Below are 15,973 nucleotides of genomic sequence, written 5' to 3' on the forward strand. Positions count from 1 at the left end.
CTCGTAGCCAGTTGTGCCGATGAATATCCCTAATCTGATCACCGTATTACGTGTCCTGCTGATTCCGATCTTCATTCTGTTGTTCTATCTGCCGTACCACTGGAGCTACATGGCTGCCAGTTCGGTGTTCGCACTGGCAGCCGCGACCGATTGGCTGGACGGATACCTGGCCCGACGCCTGGAGCAAAGCACGCCGTTCGGCGCCTTTCTCGATCCGGTGGCCGACAAACTGATGGTGGCCGTTGCGCTGGTATTGCTGGTGCAAGCTCACGCCAACCTCTGGCTGACCCTGCCAGCTGCCGTGATCATCGGACGCGAGATCGTCATCTCCGCTTTGCGCGAGTGGATGGCTGAACTGGGTGCTCGGGCACAGGTGGCCGTATCAAATCTGGGCAAATGGAAAACCGCTGCGCAGATGCTCGCGCTGGTCATTCTGCTGGCCAATCCCCCTGCGTTCACCTTTTGGGTTGTGTTGGGTTACGTGCTGTTGATGATCGCGGCGGGCCTGACGCTGTGGTCGATGGTGCAGTACCTGCGGGCCGCATGGCCGCATCTGCGCACGACCACCGATGAAAAATAAGTATTTTTAAATCAAGGGGTTGACGGGGTCATTTGAGTGTATAGAATGGCGCCCACACAAAGCGGGAATAGCTCAGTTGGTAGAGCACGACCTTGCCAAGGTCGGGGTCGCGAGTTCGAGTCTCGTTTCCCGCTCCAGTTTGTATGCGTTTAGCGGTAGTGGTTGGATCGTTGAGCGTTTGAGGCCGAGTAGCAAAATGGTTATGCCGCGGATTGCAAATCCGCTTACGCCGGTTCGATTCCGACCTCGGCCTCCACATTTAAAGCCCGTAAGATCAACGTCTTACGGGCTTTTTTGTGGGTGGCGTTTGGTGAATCACTTCCGCAACTCCAACTATCGTTTCCGCAACACGCCAAGAAACGATAGCCCACATCCCAAGCCACTCTTCTCCGTTACCGGTTTAGCTGACGCCAAGCACGCTCGAGCTCGATCAGATAACACCGCACGCCATGCGATCACCGCCACCGCCCAATGGCATCGGCATATCCGAATGGTTGTCGCCGCCGACATGGATCATGAGCGCGTGACCTTTGATCTCGGAAATCTTCTTCAGGCGGGGTGCGAGCACGGGATAGTTGGCCACCCCATCAGCGTTGACGTAGACCGCGGGCAGATCACCCAGGTGGCCATCGCCGTATGGCCCCAGATGCTTGCCGGTGCTGGGCGGGTCAAAATGGCCGCCCGCTGCAAGTGCCGCGACTTTTTTGCCGTCTTTCATGCCCGAATCGCAACTCGCCTTTTCGTGCACATGAAAACCATGAATCCCGGCGGGCAGCGATTTTAGCTCGGGGGTAAACACCAACCCGTAAGCGGTCTCGCTGATGGTCACCTCGCCAACAGGCTGTGGGGCGCCGTCAGCGCTCACCAGGTTCATCGGGACATTAAGCGACGCCGCTTGAGCGCTCACCGTAAATGCGCCAATCAGGCCAAGCCACAAAGCGGATTTCATAGACACCTCATTTAATTCTTCGAAGAAAGTAGCAAGACAGCCGCACATCGGGTTGCCCTGTGTGGGGAGCGAGCATAGACAAGCTATCGAGCTTGCGACGACAAACAAACGTAACCAATTGAATCCGAAAGCTTTGAACTTGCCTCCAGGGCCCGGGGTGTATATATTCCCCACTCTTGTCAGCTGGCCTCCCGACATAGCTCGCGAAGGTCAAAGTTGATATGTGCTACCGCCCTGATGGTGAAATTGGTAGACACACCGGACTTAAAATCCGTCGTCCGAAAGGATGTGCCGGTTCGACTCCGGCTCGGGGCACCAATTAGAATCAGGCGCTACGGAGCAATCCGAAGCGCCTTTTTTGTCTCCAAATTTCCGCAATCAAGAACTCTTTCCGCAATTCACTTTGTTGAAGTGACTTTCTTCCCCCTTCTCCTGCGTATGTAGTGCTCGGTCAGGCGATCTTCGACTTCGCCGCACCATTTCACGGTCTTCTCAGCGTCGGCGAAATGCTGGTCGGTCTGCAGATCCGTGTTGATGGCTGCGAACACGGCGAGCGAGTGAGCCTTGAACTGCTCCAGATTGCTGGCTGTCACCATGCCGGTGACTTCGATGCGAAGCGCCGGCAGCGCGTCCGGCGTTTTGCCTACTGCCTCGGGCGCTGCTTCGCTTGGCTCATAGCGCCGGGAACAGCAAAGCCTGATCCACGACAACTTGCGGCGATCGATCGAGGGTCTGGTGGGCCCTCCCTGCATTCCGCGGCATTTCTCAGACCGCTCCCTCGCTGGGTTCCGTGTTGACGGGGAAGGGCAAGCCTGTGCGCTGCGGATCTGCACGGATTACGCCGAGAACTTGCCCGCCCACGCTCGAATGGGCCGCTGCCTGATGCTGCTCGGTACCGTCGGCACTGTGGAAACTCACTTGGCGACGGCGATCGGCAACCACGTCATACGCCGAATGGGCATGACAGCGCTGTACCTGACCGCCAGCTCGGCCTTCCGCCACGTCAAGGCGTCCTTCGGCAGCGACAGCCCTCACACCGAGGTGCAGGCCTACGCGATGTTCGAGTCGCCGGACCTGCTGATTCTTGACGAGGTGGGCGTCCAGAACGTGACCGAGTTCGAGAGGACGGTGATGTTGGAGCTAATCAACTCACGCTACGAGGCCATGAAACCCACGATCGTGATTTCCAACCGCGGCAAGGTCGAGCTGCCGACCTACATGGACGCTTGCTATCGGTTTAATCCGAGGCGCCATTGGCCTGCTTCGAAGTCAAGATTCTGGTAAACATGCCGATAAATCCTGATATCCAATTCAGGGAAGACAGGATCATGTTCGGATTCCTCGCAGACAAAGCAAAAGCATTCGGTGGCGCCGTTGGAGAAAAGGTCGTGTCTGCTAAAGACGCCGTATTGGAAGGGGTGGGTGGAGGCGCGTCCGCGACGATCGGATACGTTGAACAGCACTGGACCGAGATTGAGCGGGTCGTCGTTGACGGGCTGCTGACCGTCACCCACGACCGACTTCAAGACGACGAGGTTTTTCTGATGGCGGTTGAAAAGATGTTTGAGTTGTTGCCAATGCCGATCCGATTGGTTTTACCTCGAACAGCCTTTCAGAAGCACAGCTTGCAGCACAGAGAATCCATCGTTCGCCAAATTGAGGCGAAGCGGGCGCAGCGGCTCAGTCTGTGCGGCCCCGCGAGCACGAGTTCCGATGCCGAAGAGACATTCGAAAAAAGCCCGGCGTAGTGCCGGGCTCCTTATTTTGTGACATTGAGTATTTTGCCTAAGGCAAGTTGCTCCAAAAGCCCGCCATTCGAGCGGGCTTTTTTGTGTCCAGCTCCTCAGAAATCGCTTTTCTTGAAGCTCGCCGGGTGCGCCTGATCATTGGTTATTCTCAGATTTACTCCGTCGACGCTGTAGGTGGTCATAGCGTCGCCTCCCGCGTAGTTCTCGCGCCAGCGACCCCACTCGCGAGTGTCGCTGAGGAACGTACGCCAGATCACTCGGTCGCCTTCAATCTTGCAGCGATATTTGAAGCTGTCGCCGTCAGGCCGCTTGTAGGAAATTTCAGGTGGATCTGCATTCACCGTCTTCATGGATTTTGTTTTGCGTCCCATCTCTACCGATATTGTGGCCTTGCATAATTCAGCAGGTGAGAAGTCGGCAGCGTGGGCAGATGCCGCAGCAATTGAAACCGCGGCTGTGGCAGCGATGAGAATGGCTTTCATGTATTTCGTCCGTGAGGCTTATTGCGGGAAGCGCATCCTATCGGGTGAACGGATTACACATCAAATTTGGGGTGCCAGAACAGAAATCTGATGCCGCTATGCATGCCTGTACGGAGTCGAGCGCATGGAGTTATTTCACCGCCTGCTCGACAAGCCCGACTGGCTTATTGCAGGTCTGATGGGGGGCAATCGTCGCCAGCTGGTGGCACAAGGATGACCTCAAGGATCTGTGGTCGTAGGTGATCTTTCTCGTCACTGGGATTGCCTGCGCGTTTTACCTCAACAGCATCGTGTGCGACCAGCTCAGCGTCGTCGACCCCAGCGATGTAGCAGGTGTTGCCTTTCTGCTCGGCGCGTTCGGCGGGTCTCTGATGGCCGCCACCAACCGGGCCATCAAAGCCGCTGACCTTTGGGCGCTGATCCGTCAGCGGTTTGGGGGAGGTAATCCACCATGAACCTCGAACTGATCAACTCTATCGCGTGCGGGCTAATCGCGCTGTGGGCTGCCTGGTGCGTGTTGAGCGGAAAGGTGCGCGACGGGATCATCGGCAAGATCATCTATTCGGCGATCGCCATCAGCGGATTCGTGGTGATGTCGCGCAACCAGACATTGTTCATCGGCGCGACGAATGCCGAGCTGACATTTCACGCGTCCCTCTGCCTGGCTGGAATGCGGCATATGTTCATGGTCACCTACTGGCCGCAGGTTAAGCGCTGGATCTGTGCGCGACTGAGTTGCGGAGGTTGCCTGGAGAGCGGTCAGTTGGGTTGTGGGTCTGACAAGGTCAGACCAAGCAGGCATCAGCGCTGACCGATTCGTGCGGTAATTTCAGATTACTCTCAGAAGTAAGCCGACATATGCTCAGCGGTCAGCGTCCTGAAGCACATGCGCTGGAGCGGCCCCATCGGGGGCCGTCGCTGGGCCGGCGCGATCATCAGCGCGAGCATTTACGCCGAAGACAAAGTTTAAGTGGCAGCAGATTTACACGCTGATAGGATTGCGCCTCCAAATCACTCGTAAGGATGCCGAAGTGTTCGTATATAAAATGGTGCAGGTTCCGCCAAACGTAGAAGTCCAGGCGAAGAATCAAAAAGGGAATGAGGCTGCTGCATATTTACAGAACGTGGTGAATCAGCATGCAGGGGACGGCTGGGAGTTTTATCGGATCGACACGATTGGGGTAGCGGTACAACCCGGATGTTTCGCAGGACTCTTCGGGCAAAAAGCTGAGCTTTCTCAATATTATGTCATTTCTTTCCGGCAGCCTGGTTGATGGCTCGGCTGTCTGTATCTGCAATTCACCTCTACCAGCGCTTTGCTCCACATCGCCTTAGATCCACCTGCCGATACGAGCCGTCCTGTTCTAACTACGCAATATTGGCAATTGAAAAATATGGCGCTAGAAAAGGGTGGAGACTGGCTCTAAATCGCATCTATCGGTGCAAAGCTCCCAACGAGGGAACTGACTATCCGTAAATTAAAACCCGCTCAGGCGGGTTTTTTCGCCCGGTTAAAACCATGGGCTTAGCTGAAAACCGACACCCGTGGCGCCAAGGGCAGCGATAGCCCAAAGCGCCTATCTCATCGGCCGACAGCCTTACCCCCTTAACACCTTCCGCAAAAACGGCGCCGTCCGGCTCTCTGCCACCTCGGCAACCACCTCAGGCGTCCCACACGCAACAACATTGCCACCCTTGTCCCCAGCGCCCGGGCCGATGTCGATCACCCAGTCACTCTGGGCAACCACGCGCATTTCATGCTCCACCACAATCACGCTGTGCCCCGCATCCACCAACGCATTCAGCTGCGTCAGCAGGCGATCCACATCGGTGGGATGCAGGCCCGTGGTCGGTTCGTCGAGCACGTATAAAGTGGCGCCGCGCTGACTGCGCTGCAGCTCCGTCGCCAGTTTGATGCGCTGGGCCTCGCCGCCGGACAGTTCTGTCGCAGGTTGCCCAAGGCGCAGATACCCCAGACCAATATCACGCAGCACCGTCAACGAGCGCAGCACGCCGGGTTGTTCGGCGAACACGTCTACCGCTTGTTCAACCGTCAGCTGCAGCACGTCGGCGATGCTTAAGCCATTCCACTTGATAGCCAGGGTGTCGGGGTTATAGCGCGCGCCATGGCAAGTCGGGCAGGGCGCGTAGACGCTGGGCATGAAGAGCAATTCCACGCTGACGAACCCTTCGCCTTCGCACACCGGGCAGCGGCCTTTGGCGACGTTGAACGAGAACTGCCCGGCGTCGTAGCCGGCCTTCTGCGCGTCGGGCGTCGCGGCGAACAGTTTACGCACGTTGTCGAAGAGCCCGGTGTAGGTCGCCAGGTTGGAGCGCGGGGTGCGGCCGATGGGCTTCTGGTCGACCTGCACCAGCCGCTTGACCGCGCTCATGCCTCCCGCAATGTGGCCGCCGGTGGGTTGCGGCGCGTCGTCTTCCAGGCTGGATTCTTCCGCTTCGACTTCCGCGACTGGGCGCCCTAACTCTGCGCCCACCAGCTCCAGCAATGCCTGGCTGACCAGGCTGGACTTGCCCGAGCCGGAGATGCCGGTCACCGAGGTGAAGCAGCCCAGCGGGAATTCAGCGCTCAGCTCATTGAGGTTGTTGCGGGTGATGCCTTCCAGGCGCAGCCAGTCGGTCGGCTGCCTTCTTGCAGAACTGAGTTCGGTGTGTTCAGCGAACAGATGACGGCCCGTTTGCGAGGCTTCGATTTCGGCCAGACCTGCGGGCGGGCCGCTGTACAGCACATGTCCGCCATGCTCGCCGGCGGCAGGGCCGACGTCGATCAGCCAGTCGGCGCGGCGCATGGTTTCCAGATCGTGCTCGACAACGAACAGCGAGTTACCGGACGCCTTGAGTTGCTGCAACGCCGTGAACAGCGCTTCGCTGTCCGCCGGGTGCAGGCCTGCAGAAGGCTCGTCCAGTACGTAGATCACACCAAACAGCTGCGAGCCCAATTGTGTCGCCAGGCGCAGACGCTGCAGTTCACCGGACGACAGCGACGGCGTGCTGCGATCCAGCGCCAGGTAGCCGAGCCCCAGTTCGGTGAGGGTGCTGACCCGCGCCAGTAAATCCTGAGCGATGCGCTGAGCGGCGAGGCGCTTCTCGACGGACAGGTTCGGCGTTGCACGCACGTCGGGCGCGGCATCGTGGGCCGAGCCGCCTTTGCTGACCCGCTTGTTTTTCGCTTTCGCTCGCTGTTCGCGATCCAGCACGGCGGTGTCGCGATCTTCATCCGCGAAGACCCCCGCAGCCACCGGGCGCAGCACTTCAGCCAGCCGCAGCAGCGGCATCTGCGCCAGCTCGCCGATATCGAGGCCAGCAAACGTCACCGACAGGGCTTCGCGCTTGAGACGCTTGCCGTCGCACAGCGGGCAGGGGCTGCCGCGCATGAACCGCGAGACGCGCTTTTTCATCAGCGCGCTTTGGGTAGTGGCAAAGGTGTGCTGCACGTAGCGACGGGCGCCGGTGAAGGTGCCCTGGTAGCTGGGTTCGAGCTTGCGCTTGATCGCCAGACGCGTCTCTTCAGGCGCCAGGCCGGCGTAGACCGGCACGTTCGGCTGTTCGTCGGTGAACAGAATCCAGTCCCGGTCTTTTTTCGGCAGGTCGCGCCAGGGCGTATCGACGTCGTAGCCCAGGGTCACGAGGATGTCGCGCTGGTTCTGGCCGCCCCATGCCGAGGGCCAGGCAGCAATGGCGCGCTGGCGGATGGTCAGGGAATCGTCGGGCACCATCAGCTCTTCCGGAATCTCATAGACCCGGCCCAGGCCGTGGCACTCGGGGCAGGCGCCCTGGGGCAGGTTGGGCGAGAAGTCTTCGGCGTAGAGCATTGGCTGGCCCGGCGGATAAGTGCCCGCGCGGGAATAGAGCATGCGGATCAGGCTGGACAGGGTCGTCACGCTGCCGACGGAGGAGCGCGTGCTCGGCGTGCCGCGTTGTTGCTGCAGCGCGACGGCGGGCGGCAGACCTTCGATCGAGTCGACGTCGGGCACGCCCACCTGATCGATGAGGCGTCGGGCGTAGGGCGCGACGGATTCGAAGTACCGGCGTTGGGCTTCGGCGTATAGGGTGGAAAACGCCAGCGAGGATTTACCGGACCCCGACACGCCGGTGAACACCACCAGTGCGTCGCGGGGGATGTCGACGTCCACGTCCTTGAGGTTGTGCTCACGGGCACCGCGCACCCGGACGAATCCGGGGCGGTCGGCATCTACGGTGAAGGAAGAAGGGCGGGCGTCGTCTGGCAGGTGCGGCGGTGTGGTCATGGGTGAGGCCTTTGAATCCTGAAATGCAAGAACGGGTTTACTCGGCGAGGGGCACCTTGGGGGTGTGCCCGGCGTCATCGTGGTCGCCGCCGGTCAGCGGCTCGTCTTCACGTACGTCGTCGGTGCGGTCGCGGTCGTCGGCCACGTCGGCAGGGCGCGCGTCCGGGTCGTTGAGTTTTTCGCCGGGGATATGAGCGTCGTGGGTGGTCATGCTGTTTCTCCTGTCAGTTCTTCGGATGCTTCACGAATGACCTCGGCGGCCTGCAGGCCCTGAAGGAAACCGGCCAGCGCCACTTCCTCCAGACGCAGACCCTTGCGCTGGCGGATGCGCGGCAGCTTGGCCAGTTCGCCCATCGCAAAGGCTTCCAGCACGGCCGGGTGGATGTAGCACTTGCGGCAGACGGCCGGCGTGTTGCCCAGCAATCGGGCGACTTCCTTGACCATGGACACGACGTGTTTCTTCGCGTCCGCTTCCGGTTCCCAGTGCAACTTGCGCAGGGTCGCCAGGGCCATCGCGCTGCCGGCCCAGGTCCGGTAATCCTTAGCGGTGAAGTCGGCGCCGGTCAGTGTGTGCAGGTACTGGTTAATGTCGTGGGAGGAAACGGTATGCCGTTGGCCGTCGTCGTCCAGATACTGAAAAAGATTCTGGCCGGGCAATTCCATGCAGCGCTTGATGATGTTCGCCAGGCGCCGGTCGGTGACGCTGAGCCGGTGCTCGACACCGCTCTTGCCGCGAAACTCGAAGAAGATCTTGCTGCCCTTTACGTCGACGTGCTTGTTACGCAGCGTGGTCAGACCGTAGGAGCGGTTGTCCCGCGCGTACTGGCTGTTGCCGATCCGGATCAGCGTCTGGTCCAGCAACGACAGCACCGCCGCCATGACCTTCTCGCGGCCCATGCCGGGTTTCGCCAGCTGGGTTTCCAGCTGTTTGCGCACTTTGGGCAGGGCCTTGCCGAAGGCGATCATCCGCGAGTATTTGTTCTCGTCGCGAATCTCGCGCCAGCGCGGGTGGTAGCGGTACTGCTTGCGCCCGCGCGCGTCGCGGCCAGTGGCTTGCAGATGACCCTGGCGGTCGGCACAGATCCACACGTCGGTGTACGCCGGCGGGATGACCAGCGCGTTGATGCGCTTGATCTCGTCTTCGTCGCGGATGCGCTGGCCGTCCGTGTCGAAGTAGGCGAACTTGCCGCGCAGGATCTTGCGGGTAAATCCGGGCTGGCTGTCGTCGACGTAATGCAGATCTTTGGGCAGGTCTTCGCTGTGAATTGTGTCCGGCATGAAAGGCAGTCCTGAATGCGGGTCTTTTTGCATTGACCGTTGCGCTGCGCAGTCGTGCCGAATAAATGTGTGCCTGATGGGTGCGATGGCTGGTGGACCGGGACTATGCCAGCAGCGCCACCGACTTGATCTGCGCCCAGAGCCGTTGCCCGGGCGCCAGTTGCAGCTGATCCCTTGAATACCGGGTAATCCGCGCCAGCAGCGGCGAGCCGTCGGCATCCAGGCGGACCAGCACATGAGCGGTGTTGTCGGCGGCGACCTCATCGATGACCGTCACCGGCAGGCGATTGAGAATGCTGCTTTGCGCGTCGGGTTGCAGGCTCAGGCTCACGTCCCGCGCCTGCACTTTAAGGCGCAGCGGCTTGCCGGGCAGCAATGCAGAGTGGGCGACGCGGATGCTCAGGTCGCTGCGCGGCAAACGGACGGTGATGAGTTGATAGGCCGCGTCGTAAGCCTGCACGCTTCCCTCGATCACCACGCCCGCGTCGTCGCCCATCGCCAGCGGCAGATCCAGCCGCGCCAGTGTTTCGCCGATGGGGCCGCTGGCCAGCGCTTTGCCGTCGCTGAGCAATACCAGATGGTCGGCCAGCCTGGCCACTTCATCCTGGGCGTGACTCACGTAGATCAGCGGAATATCCAGTTCGTCATGCAAACGTTCGAGGTACGGCAGGATTTCGCTTTTGCGCTGCGCGTCCAGCGCCGCCAGGGGTTCGTCCATCAGCAGCAGGCGCGGGCTGGTCAGCAACGCGCGGGCGATGCCCACCCGCTGACGCTCGCCGCCGGACAGTTTGTCGGGCGCGCGTTGGAGCAGATGATCGATGCCCAGCAGCGAGGTCGCCTGCTGCAACGTAATGCGCCTGTCCCGTTCAGGAATACGCTTGAGGCCGAAGCGCAGATTGGCCTCGACGTCGAGGTGCGGAAACAGGCTGGCTTCCTGGAACACGTATCCCAGGGAGCGTTTGTGTGGGGGGAGAAAGACGTTGTTGGCGCTGTCCTGCCAGACCTCGCCGTTGACGCGGATATACCCGTCGGCCGCCTTTTCCAGCCCTGCGATGCAACGCAGGCAGGTGGTCTTGCCGGAACCGGAATGGCCGTACAGCGCCGTGACCCCGCGACCGGGCAGGTTGAGGTCAACGTCGAGGGCGAACTCGGCGTAATCCACCTTCAGTCGGACATCGATCATCGAACTCATGCGCCGCTCCACGCTGACCGGGCCTTGCCGCTGGAGTACAGCGCCAGCAGCACCACAAAGGAAAACACCAGCATCGCCCCGGCGAGCCAGTGGGCCTGGGCGTATTCCATGGATTCCACATGGTTGTAGATCTGCGTGGACACGACGCGGGTTCTCTCCGGGATGTTGCCGCCGATCATCAGCACCACGCCAAATTCACCCACAGTGTGGGCGAAACCCAGGATCGCCCCGGTGATGAAGCCGGGGCGCGCCAGCGGCAGAATCACCGAGAAGAAGGTGTCCCACGGGCCTGCGCGCAGCGTCGCCGCCACTTCAAGGGGACGAGGGCCGATAGCGGCGAAGGCGTTCTGCAAGGGCTGCACCACGAACGGCAGGGAATACAGCACCGAGCCGATCACCAACCCTGTGAAACTGAAGGTCAGCGTGCCGAGCCCGAGGCTCTGGGTCAGCTGCCCGATCGCGCCGTTTGGCCCGAGTAACAGCAACAGATAAAAGCCGATCACCGTGGGCGGCAGCACCAGAGGCAGCGCCACGATCGCGCCGATAGGGCCTTTGAGCCATGAGCGGGTATGCGCCAGCCACAGCGCGATGGGCGTGCCGACGATCAGCAGAATCACCGTGGTCAGGGACGCCAGTTTCAGCGTCAGCCAGATGGCCGCGAGGTCGGCACTGCCCAGCAGCATTTAGAGCTGATACCCGAAGGACTTGATGATCGCGGCGGCTTTCGGGCCTTTGAGGTAGTCCATCAGCGCCTTGGCCGCGGCGTTGTCTTTGCCCTTGTTGAGCATCACGGCGTCCTGCTTGATGGGCTCATGCAGGTTGGCCGGCGCGATCCACGCCGAGCCACCGGTCAGCTTGCCGTCCTTGAACACTTGAGAGAGGGCGACGAAACCCAGTTCGGCATTGCCGGTCTGCACGAATTGGTAGGCCTGGGCGATGCTCTGGCCTTCGACGATCTTGGTGTGGGTCGCGTCGGTCAGGCCTAGTTTGTTCAGGGTCTGGGTGGCGGCGAGGCCATACGGAGCAGCTTTCGGGTTGGCAATGGACAAGTGTTCGAACTTACCGCTCTTAAGCACCTCGCCCTTGTCGTCGACATAGCCATCTTTGGCCGACCACAGCGCCAGGGTGCCCACCGCGTAGGTGAAGCGCGAGCCTTTCACGGTCTCGTTTTCACTTTCCAGTTCGGCCGGGGTGGTGTCATCAGCGGCGAGGAACACTTCGAACGGCGCGCCATTTTTGATCTGGGTGTAGAACTGGCCGGTGGCGCCGAACGAGGCCACGAGTTTATGGCCCGTATCCTTTTCAAAATCCGTGGCGATGGCCTGGATCGGCGCGGTGAAATTGGCGGCAACGGCCACCTGTACTTCATCGGCAAATGCAGCGCCCGACGACAGCGAAACGAAGGCGATGGCCAGCGAGGTGAGGGTGAAGCGGTTTGAAACGGCGCGCATGGAACGGCTCCGGGCTAGCGAACGGAATGAGGAAGAACGCCAACCGGACGCCGGTCAAACGCTATGCAGCGAAATATATAGCGACTCTTCTCCGTGCGATAGCCAGATCTTGCCGCGCCAGGGTTTTGAATCGCCAGATTAGCGCCCGGCCAGCCGCTCAAGGGCGCTGATGGCCAGCGTTCGGGTGAGTTCTTCGGCCGACAGCGCGTGCTTGATGCCCACCGCCTGACCCGCCCAAAGATTCATGAAACCGTCGTCACCCCGGGCTTCAGCCTTGCTGCGCAACGGCATCAGCGCGCCGCCCGCCGTGGGAAACGCTGGCGCGGTATCGGACATGGGCCCTATCTCCCGCATGATGCGGTTGACGATACCCCGGGCCGGGCGGCCGGTGAAAATATTGGTGATGGCGGTCTGGCTGTCCTGGGCGCGGCTCAGTGCCGCCTGATGCAGCACGGACGTCTTGGCTTCCGGAGTGAACAGGTAGGCGGTACCGATTTGAACCGCTGACGCGCCCAGCATGAACGCCGCGGCAATACCGCGACTGTCGGCAATGCCACCGGCGGCGATAACCGGCACCGTCACGGCATCGACGATCTGCGGCACCAGCGCCATCGTTCCGACCTGGGTGTGCAACTGATCGCTGAGGAACATGCCGCGATGGCCGCCGGCCTCGTAGCCCATGGCGATGATCGCATCGCACCCCCGTGCTTCGAGCCACACGGCTTCTTCCACGGTGGTCGCCGAGGAAAGTACCTTCGCGCCAGTAGCCTTCACTCGCGCCAGCAACGCGGCCTCCGGGAGGCCGAAATGAAAGCTGACCACTTCAGGGCGCAACTCTTCGATCAAGGCGCACGCCGTCTCATCAAACGGCGCGCGGTTGGAGGTGGGAGTGGGTGCATCGAAGTCGGCACCCCATTCGTCGTAGTAGGGCTTGAGCAGGGTTTTCCAGTCTGCATCCGCCTGCGGATCTACGGGCGGCGTTGAGTGACAGAAGAAATTCAGGTTAAGCGGCGCATGGGTGCCCGCGCGTATACGCGCCACTTCTTCTCGAATCTGCGCCCGGGTGAGCATGGCGCAGGGCAGCGAGGGCAGGCCGCCGGCTTTACCCACCGCGACGGCCATGGCCGAGCCGGACGCACCGGCCATGGGTGCTTGCAGGATGGGCAGTTCAATGTCCAGCAGTTTGAGCAGGCGGGTGTCGGGCCAGGCGATCATCGGCAGAGTCTCCATAGCGAAAAGGCTGCTGAATAGCAGCACTTGAAAAGTTGCGGTTGATTTAATAGACGCTCGGTCTAATATGCAACCCCATGAACGACATCATTGCAAAACCCAGACGCCCCGGCCGCCCACCCAAAGTGGCGCGCCCGGATGACTTCGACACCCGCGAAGCGCTGATCCGTTGTGGCGTCGAGGTGCTGACCGAGCAGGGCTTCATGGCCACGGGCATCGACGGCATCCTCAAGCGCGTCGGTGTGCCCAAAGGCTCTTTCTATCATTACTTCGCCAGCAAAGAGGTCTTCGGCCTCGCGGTGCTCGACAGCTACGCCGACTATTTCGCCCGGCGCCTGGATCGCTGGCTGCTGGATGAAACCTTGTCGCCGCTGGAACGGCTGGCCGGGTTCGTTCAGGAATCGAAGGTCAATATCGCCCGCCACGATTTCCGCCGCGGCTGCCTGGTCGGCAACATGGGCCAGGAAGTGAGCGTCCTGCCAGCGGGCTTCCGCGAGGCGCTGGAAAAGGTTTTCCTCGACTGGCAGGCGCGCCTGACGGTGTGCTTCAAGGCGGCCATCACTGCGGGCGAACTGCCTGCGCGCACTGATTGTTCAGAGCTGGCGGCGTATTTCTGGATCGGCTGGGAGGGCGCTGTGCTGCGGGCTCGACTGGTGCAGAACGAGCAACCGCTCAACACCTTCATTATCGGATTTCTGCGCGGCTTGCCGCGCTGATGTCTTCAGATCTGTTTATAGACGAGCGGTCTAAATAGGAGTGAGTGACATGTTCAAAGGCATCCTGATCAACAAAGACGACAATGGCTACCGGGCCGAGCTGACGGACATAGACGACGCTCAGTTGCCTGAAGGCAACGTCACGGTGCGCGTCAGCCATAGCACGTTGAATTACAAGGACGGCCTGGCGATCACCGGCAAAGGGCCGATCGTGCGACAGTTTCCGATGGTGCCCGGGGTGGACCTGGCCGGCACGGTCGAGGACAGCAGCGATCCGGACTTCAAGCCAGGCGATCAAGTAGTGCTTAACGGCTGGGGCGTTGGCGAGGGCCATTGGGGTGGCTTGGCGGAACGGGCGCGGGTGCAAGGCAAATGGTTGATCCCGCTGCCGAGCGCCTTTACGCCAGCGCAGGCCATGGCCATCGGCACGGCCGGGTACACCGCGATGCTGGCGATCATGGCGCTGGAAAAAAACGGCGTGACGCCGGACAAGGGCGATGTGCTGGTGACCGGCGCCAACGGCGGGGTCGGCAGCTTCGCCATTGCGCTGCTGGCAAAGCTTGGCTATCGCGTCGTGGCCTCCACCGGCCGGGTAAGCGAGAGCGAGTACCTGACCTCCCTCGGCGCCGCCGAGATCATCGACCGCGCGACCCTTGCCGAGCCCGGCCGCCCACTGGCCAAAGAGCGTTGGGCCGGGGCGATCGATTCGGCAGGCAGCCATACCCTGGCCAATATCTGCGCCAGCACCCGCTATTGGGGCACGGTGGCAACCTGCGGCCTGGCCCAAGGCATGGACTTTCCGGCATCGGTGGCACCCTTCATTCTGCGCGGCGTGACCCTTGCCGGCATCGACAGTGTCATGCGCCCTCGCCAGGACCGCATCGACGCCTGGGCGCGTCTGGCCCGGGATCTGGATGTCTCGCTGCTGCCGTTGATCAGCCGCGAGATCGGCTTGAGTGAAGTGATTGAAACCGCGCACCAGCTCATGGGTGGGCAGGTGCGCGGCAGAATCGTGGTCGACACCCGGCGCTGATCAGCCGCAGGTGAAAGGGCGCACGTCGAGCACCCTGACCTGCGCCATGGCAGGGTGACGGGGATTGAGCAGCAGGTTGCGCGTGTGGGTGATGATTGCAGAGGGCACGATCAAACCCAGTTGCTCACGCCGCTCCAGCCAGGCGCTACCGAAATCCATGCTGGGTCTGTCCGCCGGCGTGACGTCCCAGCCAGGCGGCAATTGGGCGAGGGCCGGCTGCCAATACAGCGCCGGGTCATCCGGCAACTGCAGGTGAACGAGCTGGAAACCCGGCTGCGGCAGGCTCGCGCACTGAATGAGCGTGTCCAGCGCGCAGCCTGATGCGCTCAGCGCCAGGTAGACGGCAGGCTGGTCGGCATGATTCCAGCGCCCGCCGAACTGCGCGGCACCCAGGCCGGACAGATCGTTCGCGGCACTGTCTTTGCTGATCCTCCAGGCCTGCATCAGACGACCCCGCCGTGCTGCAGGGCGCTGAGCACCCGGCGTGCCTGCCGCGCGCCGATTTCGGTTTCGCACAGGGCAATCGGCGTCTGCCCGTTGAGCGCGCGGTTTGACGCCACCATCCAGCGGCGGGCGGTGTTCTGGTCTTCGAAGAGTTCGGCGGCGTGGGTGGCCAGCGCGGCAACCCGATCGAGGCGTTCGGAGCCGACAATGTCCAGCGGCCGTTGCTGACGCTGGCGCCGTTCCAGGGTGGAGAGCGAGGTCGCCAGCAGCGCCTCAAGCTGGCTGTTGCTCAGGTGGAAGGCGTTACGCAGCACCTTGACCCAGCCGGGCGGGAAGCCCGAGCGGATGTAGTCCAGCCGTTCGGTTTCGTTGCGTGCGTTGAGCTGGTCGGCGATCAACCAGAATGAGGGGGCGGTGTCGGTTATCGCTGCTTGAAGAGTCGAAGGCACGTCCATGCTCCTTGTGAGGTCCGGTGCAGGGACCTTACGCCGCTGTCAGGGTTTCTCAAGCGCGAAGCTGTTACTGGCGTTTGCATGCTTTGCTTCTCTGGTGGGCCGGCTTTAGCCGGAAACGACTAACGGATGGCGTGCAGCGCAATCCGACAG

19 protein-coding genes, 3 tRNA genes and 2 pseudogenes are annotated in these 15,973 nt (G+C 61.4%); 12 read left to right on the plus strand and 12 right to left on the minus strand.

Annotated elements, in window-relative coordinates; translation table 11 throughout:
• The first annotated feature begins 19 nt into the window (after window positions 1–19).
• From pgsA to AC0Z8Z_RS19180, 3 genes are all read left to right on the plus strand, one after another.
• Entirely contained in the window at window positions 20–580 is a 561-nt protein-coding gene (gene pgsA / locus AC0Z8Z_RS19170) for a CDP-diacylglycerol--glycerol-3-phosphate 3-phosphatidyltransferase (RefSeq protein WP_065990459.1), read from the plus strand.
• Window positions 581–641: 61 nt separating this feature from the next.
• Window positions 642–717, plus strand: a tRNA-Gly gene (locus AC0Z8Z_RS19175).
• A 45-nt stretch (window positions 718–762) separates the two neighbouring features.
• Window positions 763–836, plus strand: a tRNA-Cys gene (locus tag AC0Z8Z_RS19180).
• A 174-nt stretch (window positions 837–1,010) separates the two neighbouring features.
• Here AC0Z8Z_RS19180 and sodC read toward each other — a convergent pair.
• Window positions 1,011–1,529 (minus strand): superoxide dismutase [Cu-Zn] SodC, encoded by a 519-nt coding sequence (sodC, locus tag AC0Z8Z_RS19185; RefSeq protein WP_485620154.1) that lies wholly within the window; start codon window positions 1,527–1,529, stop codon window positions 1,011–1,013.
• A gap of 231 nt (window positions 1,530–1,760) precedes the next feature.
• Between sodC and AC0Z8Z_RS19190 the strand changes: the two genes are divergently transcribed.
• A tRNA-Leu gene (locus AC0Z8Z_RS19190) sits at window positions 1,761–1,847 on the plus strand.
• Window positions 1,848–1,981: 134 nt separating this feature from the next.
• Here the strand turns inward: AC0Z8Z_RS19190 and AC0Z8Z_RS19195 are convergent.
• Window positions 1,982–2,194: pseudogene (locus AC0Z8Z_RS19195) on the minus strand (Heme peroxidase); the annotation flags it as partial.
• Between the two features lie 70 nt (window positions 2,195–2,264).
• Between AC0Z8Z_RS19195 and AC0Z8Z_RS19200 the strand changes: the two are divergent.
• Together AC0Z8Z_RS19200 and AC0Z8Z_RS19205 are read left to right on the plus strand one after the other, a co-directional pair.
• Window positions 2,265–2,813 (plus strand): ATP-binding protein, encoded by a 549-nt coding sequence (locus AC0Z8Z_RS19200; protein WP_485620155.1) that lies wholly within the window; start codon window positions 2,265–2,267, stop codon window positions 2,811–2,813.
• Window positions 2,814–2,857: 44 nt separating this feature from the next.
• A complete protein-coding gene (locus tag AC0Z8Z_RS19205) occupies window positions 2,858–3,277 on the plus strand; it encodes a hypothetical protein (protein WP_485620156.1) in 420 nt (139 codons plus the stop codon).
• 95 nt (window positions 3,278–3,372) lie between these two features.
• Here AC0Z8Z_RS19205 and AC0Z8Z_RS19210 read toward each other — a convergent pair whose 3' ends face one another.
• Complete coding sequence (locus AC0Z8Z_RS19210; protein WP_485620157.1) at window positions 3,373–3,759, minus strand: hypothetical protein; 387 nt, start codon at window positions 3,757–3,759, stop codon at window positions 3,373–3,375.
• Window positions 3,760–3,883: 124 nt separating this feature from the next.
• Here AC0Z8Z_RS19210 and AC0Z8Z_RS19215 point away from each other — a divergent pair.
• From AC0Z8Z_RS19215 to yidD, 4 genes and pseudogenes are all read left to right on the plus strand, one after another.
• Window positions 3,884–4,214, plus strand: a pseudogene (locus AC0Z8Z_RS19215) (MFS transporter).
• Complete coding sequence (locus AC0Z8Z_RS19220) at window positions 4,211–4,570, plus strand: hypothetical protein (RefSeq protein WP_485620158.1); 360 nt, start codon at window positions 4,211–4,213, stop codon at window positions 4,568–4,570. The pseudogene AC0Z8Z_RS19215 and the gene AC0Z8Z_RS19220 overlap by 4 nt, the downstream one beginning before the upstream one ends.
• A gap of 220 nt (window positions 4,571–4,790) precedes the next feature.
• The gene (locus AC0Z8Z_RS19225; protein WP_485620159.1) at window positions 4,791–5,033 is read left to right on the plus strand and encodes a DUF4177 domain-containing protein; all 243 of its coding nucleotides are present in this window, start codon (window positions 4,791–4,793) and stop codon (window positions 5,031–5,033) included.
• Entirely contained in the window at window positions 5,033–5,236 is a 204-nt protein-coding gene (gene yidD / locus AC0Z8Z_RS19230; RefSeq protein WP_485620160.1) for a membrane protein insertion efficiency factor YidD, read from the plus strand. Before AC0Z8Z_RS19225 ends, yidD begins: the two co-directional genes overlap by 1 nt.
• A 121-nt stretch (window positions 5,237–5,357) precedes the next feature.
• On the opposite strand, the gene AC0Z8Z_RS19235 is transcribed toward yidD, so the two are convergent.
• The 7 genes from AC0Z8Z_RS19235 to AC0Z8Z_RS19265 form a co-directional block, all read right to left on the minus strand.
• Window positions 5,358–8,024: an excinuclease ABC subunit UvrA gene (locus AC0Z8Z_RS19235; RefSeq protein WP_485620161.1), complete on the minus strand. Its 2,667-nt coding sequence runs from the start codon at window positions 8,022–8,024 to the stop codon at window positions 5,358–5,360.
• Window positions 8,025–8,061: 37 nt separating this feature from the next.
• Complete coding sequence (locus tag AC0Z8Z_RS19240; RefSeq protein ID WP_192173956.1) at window positions 8,062–8,235, minus strand: hypothetical protein; 174 nt, start codon at window positions 8,233–8,235, stop codon at window positions 8,062–8,064.
• Window positions 8,232–9,302 carry a DNA topoisomerase IB gene (locus AC0Z8Z_RS19245; RefSeq protein ID WP_122537195.1) on the minus strand — a complete coding sequence of 357 codons (1,071 nt, stop codon included), beginning with the start codon at window positions 9,300–9,302 and terminating at the stop codon, window positions 8,232–8,234. The genes AC0Z8Z_RS19240 and AC0Z8Z_RS19245 overlap by 4 nt, the downstream gene beginning before the upstream one ends.
• Window positions 9,303–9,405: 103 nt before the next feature.
• A complete protein-coding gene (gene modC, locus AC0Z8Z_RS19250) occupies window positions 9,406–10,485 on the minus strand; it encodes a molybdenum ABC transporter ATP-binding protein (protein WP_485620192.1) in 1,080 nt (359 codons plus the stop codon).
• A 5-nt stretch (window positions 10,486–10,490) separates the two neighbouring features.
• Window positions 10,491–11,177 carry a molybdate ABC transporter permease subunit gene (modB, locus tag AC0Z8Z_RS19255; protein ID WP_172612074.1) on the minus strand — a complete coding sequence of 229 codons (687 nt, stop codon included), beginning with the start codon at window positions 11,175–11,177 and terminating at the stop codon, window positions 10,491–10,493.
• Window positions 11,178–11,945 carry a molybdate ABC transporter substrate-binding protein gene (gene modA / locus AC0Z8Z_RS19260; RefSeq protein WP_485620162.1) on the minus strand — a complete coding sequence of 256 codons (768 nt, stop codon included), beginning with the start codon at window positions 11,943–11,945 and terminating at the stop codon, window positions 11,178–11,180.
• A 138-nt stretch (window positions 11,946–12,083) separates the two neighbouring features.
• Window positions 12,084–13,160, minus strand: coding sequence for an NAD(P)H-dependent flavin oxidoreductase (locus AC0Z8Z_RS19265; protein ID WP_485620163.1), 1,077 nt, complete (start codon window positions 13,158–13,160; stop codon window positions 12,084–12,086).
• 92 nt (window positions 13,161–13,252) lie between these two features.
• On the opposite strand from AC0Z8Z_RS19265, the gene acuR reads away from it, so the two are divergent.
• Window positions 13,253–13,891 carry an acrylate utilization transcriptional regulator AcuR gene (gene acuR, locus AC0Z8Z_RS19270; protein ID WP_485620164.1) on the plus strand — a complete coding sequence of 213 codons (639 nt, stop codon included), beginning with the start codon at window positions 13,253–13,255 and terminating at the stop codon, window positions 13,889–13,891.
• Between the two features lie 49 nt (window positions 13,892–13,940).
• Window positions 13,941–14,924 carry an acrylyl-CoA reductase (NADPH) gene (gene acuI / locus AC0Z8Z_RS19275; RefSeq protein WP_485620165.1) on the plus strand — a complete coding sequence of 328 codons (984 nt, stop codon included), beginning with the start codon at window positions 13,941–13,943 and terminating at the stop codon, window positions 14,922–14,924.
• Here the strand turns inward: acuI and AC0Z8Z_RS19280 are convergent, their stop codons facing one another.
• Together AC0Z8Z_RS19280 and parS are read right to left on the minus strand one after the other, a co-directional pair.
• Complete coding sequence (locus AC0Z8Z_RS19280) at window positions 14,925–15,368, minus strand: RES family NAD+ phosphorylase (protein ID WP_485620166.1); 444 nt, start codon at window positions 15,366–15,368, stop codon at window positions 14,925–14,927.
• A complete protein-coding gene (parS, locus tag AC0Z8Z_RS19285) occupies window positions 15,368–15,817 on the minus strand; it encodes a type II RES/Xre toxin-antitoxin system antitoxin (protein ID WP_254074823.1) in 450 nt (149 codons plus the stop codon). The genes AC0Z8Z_RS19280 and parS overlap by 1 nt, the downstream gene beginning before the upstream one ends.
• Window positions 15,818–15,973 lie beyond the last annotated feature (156 nt).

The organism is Pseudomonas sp. 1L-C-7-B-C1 (assembly GCF_057291635.1).

Coding starts and splice junctions, on each gene's coding strand:
- modB (WP_172612074.1), bottom strand. CDS start 11,177: ATGCTGCTGGGCAGTGCCGACCTCGCGGCCATCTGGCTGACGCTGAAA.
- modA (WP_485620162.1), bottom strand. CDS start 11,945: ATGCGCGCCGTTTCAAACCGCTTCACCCTCACCTCGCTGGCCATCGCC.
- modC (WP_485620192.1), bottom strand. CDS start 10,485: ATGATCGATGTCCGACTGAAGGTGGATTACGCCGAGTTCGCCCTCGAC.
- acuI (WP_485620165.1), top strand. CDS start 13,941: ATGTTCAAAGGCATCCTGATCAACAAAGACGACAATGGCTACCGGGCC.
- AC0Z8Z_RS19235 (WP_485620161.1), bottom strand. CDS start 8,024: ATGACCACACCGCCGCACCTGCCAGACGACGCCCGCCCTTCTTCCTTC.
- AC0Z8Z_RS19220 (WP_485620158.1), top strand. CDS start 4,211: ATGAACCTCGAACTGATCAACTCTATCGCGTGCGGGCTAATCGCGCTG.
- pgsA (WP_065990459.1), top strand. CDS start 20: ATGAATATCCCTAATCTGATCACCGTATTACGTGTCCTGCTGATTCCG.
- AC0Z8Z_RS19210 (WP_485620157.1), bottom strand. CDS start 3,759: ATGAAAGCCATTCTCATCGCTGCCACAGCCGCGGTTTCAATTGCTGCG.
- yidD (WP_485620160.1), top strand. CDS start 5,033: ATGGCTCGGCTGTCTGTATCTGCAATTCACCTCTACCAGCGCTTTGCT.
- AC0Z8Z_RS19205 (WP_485620156.1), top strand. CDS start 2,858: ATGTTCGGATTCCTCGCAGACAAAGCAAAAGCATTCGGTGGCGCCGTT.
- AC0Z8Z_RS19245 (WP_122537195.1), bottom strand. CDS start 9,302: ATGCCGGACACAATTCACAGCGAAGACCTGCCCAAAGATCTGCATTAC.
- AC0Z8Z_RS19265 (WP_485620163.1), bottom strand. CDS start 13,160: ATGATCGCCTGGCCCGACACCCGCCTGCTCAAACTGCTGGACATTGAA.
- AC0Z8Z_RS19240 (WP_192173956.1), bottom strand. CDS start 8,235: ATGACCACCCACGACGCTCATATCCCCGGCGAAAAACTCAACGACCCG.
- acuR (WP_485620164.1), top strand. CDS start 13,253: ATGAACGACATCATTGCAAAACCCAGACGCCCCGGCCGCCCACCCAAA.
- AC0Z8Z_RS19280 (WP_485620166.1), bottom strand. CDS start 15,368: ATGCAGGCCTGGAGGATCAGCAAAGACAGTGCCGCGAACGATCTGTCC.
- sodC (WP_485620154.1), bottom strand. CDS start 1,529: ATGAAATCCGCTTTGTGGCTTGGCCTGATTGGCGCATTTACGGTGAGC.